Source organism: Parendozoicomonas sp. 2304DJ65-17 (assembly GCF_058148445.1).
In genome coordinates, this window is record NZ_JBYVJV010000159.1 from 1 (window position 1) to 231 (window position 231).

The 231-nt window shown below is 47.6% G+C and carries 1 protein-coding gene; it reads left to right on the forward strand.

Features of this window, described 5'->3' with window-relative positions:
* On the forward strand, positions 1-231 hold a 231-nt coding region (locus tag ACY2RR_RS24880; RefSeq protein ID WP_490110880.1), incomplete at both ends, for a TolC family protein.

Below are 231 nucleotides of genomic sequence, written 5' to 3' on the forward strand. Positions count from 1 at the left end.
TATTCAGGCAGTAAGCGTTGATATTAAAACCTACGAAACTCAGGCTAATGCCACTAAAAGCAACTTTCTTCCTCAACTGGATTTAGAGGTTAGTCAAACCTGGAGCGATATCCGTTCCAATATTCCCACCGCTGATGGGCGCACAGATACTCTCAGTGCCATGCTGAATTTCTCCTACAACCTTTACAACGGTGGAGCTGATCAGGCCCGTCGTAGAGAGGCGGCCTGGAA